Source organism: Xylophilus sp. Leaf220 (assembly GCF_001421705.1).
Taxonomy (GTDB): domain Bacteria; phylum Pseudomonadota; class Gammaproteobacteria; order Burkholderiales; family Burkholderiaceae_C; genus Xylophilus.
In genome coordinates, this window is sequence record NZ_LMKO01000027.1 from 141252 (window position 1) to 148617 (window position 7366).

The window sequence follows — 7366 nt, forward strand, 5'->3', positions numbered from 1 at the left end:
GCGGGCGCCGCACGGTGCCCGCACGGTTTTTCTTCCTTCGGCCCGATACATCCGCCCATGTCCTTTCCGTTTCCCGGCACCCGTGCACCGGCGCAGCAGGCGCCGGTGATGGTCTCCGAGCTCGCGGCCCGCCGGCGCATGCTGGACATGATGGCCCAGCAGTACGTCTCCGAGATCGCGGCGGTGGTGATTCCCGGCGTGCTGGTGCTGTTCCACCTGCGCAGCGCCGATCCGCTCCCGCTGGGCATCTGGTGGCTCTGCTTCATGGCGCTGGCCGGCATGCTGATGCGGATGCGGCTGCGCTTTCGCGCCCAGTCGGGCCACCTTCCCGACGAGGTGCTGGTGCCGCGCTGGGAGCCCGCCTTCGAGCGCCTGGCCGTGGCCTACGGCGTGGCGTGGAGCCTGCCGATCTTCATCACGCTGCACAGCGCGTCGTACGAGTTCAAGCTGTTGCTGTACCTGTCGCTGTGCGCCGTCACCGCCTCGGCCGCGACCTACCTGGCGCCGCTGCCCGGCGTGTTCCTGCGCTTCTTCGTGTGCTGCTTCGGGCCGCTCACCGGCGCGGTGTTCTGGGTCTTTCCCGACCATTGGCACTACCTGCTGCCGCTGTGCCTGCTCTACGGGCTGGTGGTGTTCCGGCACGCCGCGGGCACGCGGCATTTCGTGCTGCAGCAGGTGGCGCTGGAGCAGCGCGCCGCCGCGCTCGCGCGCCAGTACCAGGCGGCGCAGGAGCGGGCCGAGTGGGCGCTGGCCGAGAAGAGCCGCTTCCTCTCCACCGCCAGCCACGACCTGCGCCAGCCGGTGCATGCGCTGGGCATGCTGACCGAGGCCGCGGCGCTGCGCAACGCCGATCCGCAGATGCAGCCGTTGCTGCAGGACATGCGCGGCTGCGTGCGCTCGCTCACCCTGATGTTCGACGCGCTGCTCGACCTGTCGCGGCTCGAGGACGGCAGCTTCGCCACCTTCCCGGCCGATGTCGCGGTGCGCACCGTGTTCGACGAGGTGGCCACCGTCTTCGGCCCGGACGCGGCGCACCGGGGGCTGGCGCTGCGCTTCCATCTGCCGCGGCGGCGGCATGCGGTGGTGCACGGCGATCCGGCGCTGCTGCGGCAGATGGTGTTCAACCTGACGCAGAACGCGCTGCGCTACACCCGCGCCGGCGGCGTGCTGCTGGGCGTGCGCCAGCGCGGCGGCCGCTGGCGCATCGAGGTATGGGACACCGGCAGCGGCGTGGCCCTGGTCGACCGCGACCGGCTCTACACCCCGTTCTTCCGCGGCGGCCAGCCGGGCCGCGCCACCGCCGGCTACGGCCTGGGCCTGGCGGTGGTGGCGCGCACCGCCGAGCTGTCGGACGTGCGCTACGGCTTCGAATCGACGCCGGCCCGGGGCTCCTGCTTCTGGATCGAGGTCGCCGCGGCGGCGCACGACGGCGCGGCGCGGGCGCGCCCGGCCGGGGTTCTGCGAAGCCGCGCCGGCACGCTCGCGGGAAACTGCCTGCTGGTGGAGGACGACCCGCAGGTGGCGGCCGCCTGGTCGAGCCTGATGGAAGGCTGGGGCGTGACCACCCGCGTCGCCGAGAGCGGCCCGCAGGCCTTCGCGTACCTGGATGCGGGCTTCGTCCCCGCGGCCATCCTCAGCGACCAGAACCTGGCATCGGGCGAGCGCGGCTATGCGCTGCTGCAGGCCCTGCTGCAGCGCTGCCCGCAGGCATACGGTGCGATGGTGAGCGGCGAGCATGCCGCCGCCGACCTGCTGGAGGCCGAAGAGGCGGGCTACCTGGTGTTCCGCAAGCCGATGGACCCGGAGCAGCTCTACGCGGTGCTGGCGCGCTGGCTGTCGACCCGCAAGCCTATCGCGCAATCCGGCGGGACAGCGGACGCCCGCAGGCCTTGAAGGTGCGAAAGAACCGTAGCGAGCAAGCCCGAGTGTGCGGCGAGGACCGGAGCCGACCTTCGGTACGGTGAGGACCGCAGTTGCGCAATCGGGCTGCGCAGCAGATCCTCTCGCACCTTCAATCCTGCAGGCCGGGCTGGAACTGCACGCCGCGCAGCTTGGCGATCGCCTCGACGCGGTTGCGCACCTGCAGCCGCTGCAGGATGGCGGTGACATGCTCCTTCACCGTGTGCTCCGACAGGTGCAGCGCCTCGGCGATGCGGCGGTTGGGGTGGCCTTCTAGCACCTGCTCCAGGATCTGGCCCTGGCGCGGCGTCAGGCCCAGGTCGCGGGCGTAGAGGGGCACGTCGCGCTGCGGCGCGGCGCCGTGGGCGGGCGCGGGCGCAGGGGCGTCGAACCAGGTGCCACCCTCCAGCACCGCCCGCACGGCCTGCGCGAACACTTCGGGCGGCTGCTGCTTGTGCAGGAAGCCGTGGGCGCCGTTGCTGGCCGCATGGGTCACGACCGCGGGGTTGCCGTCGCCGCTCATCATCAGCACCCGCGCCCGCGGCGCCAGCGTGCGCAGGTCCGCCAGGAAGGTGGCAGTGGTGCCGTCGGCGAGCCAGAAATCGACCAGCGCCACCGAGGGCGGGCCCAGGCGCGCGATCGTCGTCAGCGCGTCCTGCGTGCCGCCCACGCCGACGGCGTCTTCCAGCAGCGCATGGGCGCGCAGGAATTCGGTGATGCCGCGCGCCACCAGGGGATGGTCGTCGACCACCAGGGCGTATCCGCGGGATGCCGGTTCGGCAGGGGAGAGGGTCATGGATGTCGTGGCATCGGCGCCCTGCGATCGGGGCGCCGCGCTGCATGCGGCTGCGATGCAGGAGGTTACAGACCACCCCCCGTTCGGGGGGTTCGGCAGGGATGCGAATGTACAGAGAATCTGCGCTGTTTCCCGCCGCCGTCGCAGGCAGGCCACATGACCGTCCGGCACGGCCCGCGCGCAGCGAAGACGCTCCGACGGGCATGCAGAGCGGGGACGTCACTGCGCTGTGCGTGCATCGCCTGTGCATTCGTCCCCGGTCGACGGACGGCCCGCCTTACAACCCCCAGACGTATTTACATATGGACTCCAACACCCTGAGCCGCCTGGCTGCCGCCACGCTGATGACTTTCACCCTCGCGTCCTGTGGTGGAGGAGGCGACGGCAGTGGCAACGCGGACATCGGCGCACCGGTGACGCCGGCACCGGCACCGACGCCCGCACCGTCGCCTTCGCCCAGCCCGTCGCCATCGCCTTCCCCGGCACCCGCCCCTGCGCCTACGCCCGCGCCGTCCCCGTCTCCGTCGCCTGCTCCGGCCCCCGCACCCACGCCGGCCCCTGCACCGGTCGCATCGACCGGGCAGTACCGCCTGGAAGCGGGCGCCACCTCGAACGACGCCGCGGTCGCCTGGATGAACAGCCTGGGCCAGGAGGGTTACGCCTTTGTCGGCTCGGTCGCCAGCACCAGCGGCAGCACCGTCGCGATCGGCGACCTGTACCTGAAGGACACCGCCCGCCCCGCCACCCGGCTGCAGTACCGGACGACCGCGCCCGCGGCGGGCTCCAGCGCCATCCTGGCGGCGCTCAACGCGCAGGGTGCGGCCGGCTTCGCCTACAAATCCGACGTGGCGTTCTCCCCGGTGGGGACGCCGTCCACCGCGGTGTCGCTCTTCGTCACCGACACCTCGAAGAGCACCACCTACGCGTACGAGAGCCAGCCGTCGGCCAACCCGATAGCGCGCGCTGCGCTGCTGAGCCAGCTCAACGCGCAGGGCGCGCGGGGCTTCCGGTTCTCCGGCCCGTACCTGGGCAGCCTGTCGCAGGGCGATTTCTTCAACCTGTATGCGAAGGATGCGGCGTCGGGTGCCAACTTCGTCTACAGCTTCGTCGACGACCGGTTCGCCAGCGGCGCCGACCTGCTCCAGCGCCTGACGGCCCAGGGCGCGCAGGGCCTGCTCTACCGCGGGCCGTACCTGGTCGACAACCTGCAGACCAGCGTGCAGATGTACGAGAAGCGCTCGACCCAGTCGGGCCCGATCGAATACCGCACCGAGGCCAAGGCCAGCGGCGAGAGCCTGCAGCAGACCCTCGCCCGGCTCAATGCGCAGGCGGCCCAGGGCTACTTCTACCTCGGCGATTTCGGGGTGGCGGACGGCAGCATCCACACCATCTACGTGAAGAACGCGGCCGACGTGGGCAACCCGCTGTCGGGTCCGGTGTTCCCGTAACGCATCGGAGATTCCCCGTCCCGGTTTCTCTATGGGGGTTGGCAGGCGCCTTGCGAGGCGCCTGCCTTTTTTTGCGTCCTGGGCGGGTGCGCGCATGCGCCGGCGGCGCATCGCGAAAATCCCATGCGGTAGATTCGGCGGCACCGTTTTCCACCGAGCCGAAGGACCTCCCCATGCCCCATTTCGACGCCGTTCTCTTCGACTGCGACGGCGTACTGGTCGATTCCGAACCGATCACCCACCGCGTGCTGCGCGACCGGCTGGCCCTGCGCGGCTGGGTCATGACGGCCGAGGAGTGCCTGCGCATCTTCGTCGGCAAGGCGGTGAAGGAAGAGCGCGTCACCATCGAGGCGCGTACCGGCCAGCCCCTCACCGATGCCTGGCTGCACGAGTTCTGGGAGGAGCGCAACGTGGCTCTGCTGCGCGAACTGGAGGCGATCCCGGGCGCGTCGGACGCGGTGCGCGCGATCCACGCGGCCTACGGAGGCCGTATCGCCTGCGCCTCGGGCGCGGACCGCAAGAAGGTGGTGCTGCAACTGGAAAAGACCGGCCTGGTCGATTGCTTCGACGGCCGCATCTTTAGCGGCCACGAGACGCCGCGGAGCAAGCCCTTTCCCGACGTGTACCTGGCCGCGGCGGCGGCACTGGGCGTGGACCCGGCCCGTTGCGCGGTGGTGGAGGATTCGGTCACCGGCGCCACCGCCGGTATCGCCGCCGGTGCTACCGTCTTCGGCTACTGCCCCGGCGGCCCGGGCCACAGCAGTGCGCAGGAGATGCAGGCGAGCGGCGTGCAGACGCTGTTCCATTCGATGGACGCGCTGCCGGCCCTGCTGGGCGCACACGGCTAGTACGCCGATGCCTGCCGCCGCACACTCCAACCCCGCAACGCCTGCCGGCCCGGCCGTGCGCGACCGGCCCCGGCTGCGACGGGCCCTGCACCACCGCATGATGGGGCGGGCAGGAGGCATGCACGGTCTCCTGGCGATGCTGCTGGCGGGTCTGCCGGCGACGGCCCTGGCCACCCGCACCGCCGCCCAGCGCGAAGGCGATACCGCGGCCGCCGCGTCGGTGCCGGCCGAGGACGCCCCCGCGGCTCCCTTCAAGTTCACCACCGGCCTCTACCGCACGGCCGGCGCCGGCCAGCCGACCAGCACCGGGCTGGATGTGAACCTGCGCTACCAGGGCGATGTGGGCGACCTGTGGGTAGGGGCCTTCCGGGCACCGGTGGGCGACCTGTCGCAATTGCGCGGCGGCTGGGACCACAGCTTCACGCTGGGTCCGGTGCGGCTGCTGCCGTCGGTGCAGTGGGCCTCGGGCGGCTTCGCGGGCGGCAGCCTCAACCTCGAGACGGGTACGCGGTGGTATGCGGGCGCCGGGCTGGGGCGCACCAACCTGCGCAACTACGTCAACCTCAACTTCGACCCGAACGATGCCTGGATGCTGTCGGCCGGCTATCGCTGGAGCGAGGCCCGCTACGTGGGCATGCAGGTGGTCCGCGACAACCGCGAGCACCCCGACCAGCAGCATGTGCACCTGGTCGCCCGCCTGCCGACCGATGCGGGGCATGCAGTGTTTCTGGACCTGCTCGACAAGCGTGGCACGCTGGACGACGGCCGCTACATCCACCGCCACGGCGCCAGCATGACCTACAGTTGGCCGCAGGTCTTCGTGCGGCTGGCCTACGACCCGAAGGTCAATTTCACGCTGCAGAACCAGTGGCGGGTGTCGGTGGGCACCCGGTTCTGAACGGAGGTTGCGCGACTAGTCCAGCCCGCCCTGGCACACATACTTGGTGTGCAGGTAGTCGTCGAGCCCGTGGGTCGAGCCTTCCCGCCCGTAGCCCGAATCCTTGACCCCGCCGAAGGGCGCCGCYTCGGCCGCGATCGCCCCCTCGTTGATCCCCACGATCCCCGACTCCAGCGCCTCGGCCAATCGCCAGATGCGCCGCACGTCGGTGCTGTAGAAATACGCCGCCAGCCCGAACGGCGTGTCGTTGGCCGCAGCGACGACTTCGGTCCTATCCCCACGATCCCCTCGGCCGCGATCGCCCCCTCGTTGATCCCCACGATCCCCGACTCCAGCGCCTCGGCCAATCGCCAGATGCGCCGCACGTCGGTGCTGTAGAAATACGCCGCCAGCCCGAACGGCGTGTCGTTGGCCGCAGCGACGACTTCGGCCTCCGTCTCGAAACAGGTCAGCGGCGCCACCGGGCCGAACGTCTCCTCGCAGGAGCACTCCATCGCGCCGTCCACCCCCGTCAGCACCGTCGGTGCGTAGTAGGTCGCACCCAGGTCGGCCAGCCGCCGTCCGCCCGTCAGCACCGTCGCCCCCCGGGCCACCGCATCGGCCACGTGCCGCTCGATCTTCTCCACCGCCCGCGCATTGATCATCGGCCCGATCTGCGAGGCCGCATCCGTCGCCGGCCCCACCTTCAGCCCCGCCACCCGCGCCGCCAGCTTGGCGGCGAACGCATCGTGCACCGCGCGCTGCACGAACACCCGGTTCGGGCACACGCAGGTCTGCCCGCCGTTGCGGAACTTGGCCGCCATGAAACCCTCCACCGCCGCATCCAGGTCCGCGTCCTCGAACACGATGAAAGGCGCATTGCCCCCCAGCTCCAGCGACAGCTTCTTCAGGGTATCGGCCGACCGCCGGGCCAGGTGCTTGCCCACCGGCGTCGAGCCGGTGAAGGTGATCTTGCGCACCCGGGCGTCGTCCAGCCAGACATCCACCACCGCCGGCGTGTGCTCCCTGGATGCCGTCACGATGTTGAGCACGCCCGGCGGCACCCCCGCCTCCTGCGCCAGCAGCACCAGCGCCAGGGAGGTCAGCGGCGTGTCCTCCGCCGGCTTGCAGACCACCGTGCAGCCGGCGGCGAGCGCCGGCGCGATCTTGCGGGCGATCATCGCCGCGGGGAAGTTCCACGGCGTGATCGCCGCCACCACCCCCACCGGCTCCCTGAGCGCGAACATCCGCCGGCCTGTCACCGGCGCCGGGATCACTTCCCCGTTCATCCGCGTCGCCTCCTCGGCGAACCACTGGATGTAGCTGGCCGCGTAGGCCACCTCGCCCCGGCCTTCGGCCAGGGGCTTGCCCTGCTCGCGGGAGATCAGCCGGCCCAGGTCCTCCTGGTGGGCCAGGACCAGGTCGTTCCAGCGGCGCACGATGGCCGCGCGCTGCTTGGCCGGCACCTTGCGCCAGGCGGGAAASGCCGCGTGGGCGG

The 7366-nt window shown here is 71.3% G+C and carries 5 protein-coding genes and 2 pseudogenes; 4 read left to right on the plus strand and 3 right to left on the minus strand.

The features are described 5' to 3' along the window. Positions 1-57 precede the first annotated feature (57 nt). Positions 58-1893 (plus strand): hybrid sensor histidine kinase/response regulator, encoded by a 1836-nt coding sequence (locus tag ASE76_RS19190; protein ID WP_055843315.1) that lies wholly within the window; start codon positions 58-60, stop codon positions 1891-1893. Between the two features lie 118 nt (positions 1894-2011). Here the strand turns inward: ASE76_RS19190 and ASE76_RS19195 are convergent, their stop codons facing one another. Further along, the gene (locus tag ASE76_RS19195) at positions 2012-2695 is read right to left on the minus strand and encodes a response regulator transcription factor (RefSeq protein ID WP_055843317.1); all 684 of its coding nucleotides are present in this window, start codon (positions 2693-2695) and stop codon (positions 2012-2014) included. A gap of 302 nt (positions 2696-2997) precedes the next feature. Between ASE76_RS19195 and ASE76_RS19200 the strand changes: the two genes are divergently transcribed. From ASE76_RS19200 to ASE76_RS19210, 3 genes are all read left to right on the plus strand, one after another. Beyond that, a complete protein-coding gene (locus ASE76_RS19200) occupies positions 2998-4143 on the plus strand; it encodes a hypothetical protein (protein ID WP_156362929.1) in 1146 nt (381 codons plus the stop codon). A gap of 173 nt (positions 4144-4316) precedes the next feature. Further along, positions 4317-4991, plus strand: coding sequence for an HAD family phosphatase (locus tag ASE76_RS19205; protein ID WP_055843321.1), 675 nt, complete (start codon positions 4317-4319; stop codon positions 4989-4991). A 118-nt stretch (positions 4992-5109) separates the two neighbouring features. Then, positions 5110-5889, plus strand: coding sequence for a hypothetical protein (locus ASE76_RS19210; RefSeq protein ID WP_236698533.1), 780 nt, complete (start codon positions 5110-5112; stop codon positions 5887-5889). A gap of 15 nt (positions 5890-5904) precedes the next feature. On the opposite strand, the pseudogene ASE76_RS21495 reads toward ASE76_RS19210, so the two are convergent. After that, positions 5905-6162, minus strand: a pseudogene (locus ASE76_RS21495) (aldehyde dehydrogenase family protein); the annotation flags it as partial. A 14-nt stretch (positions 6163-6176) separates the two neighbouring features. Then, positions 6177-7366: pseudogene (locus ASE76_RS19215) on the minus strand (NAD-dependent succinate-semialdehyde dehydrogenase); the annotation flags it as partial.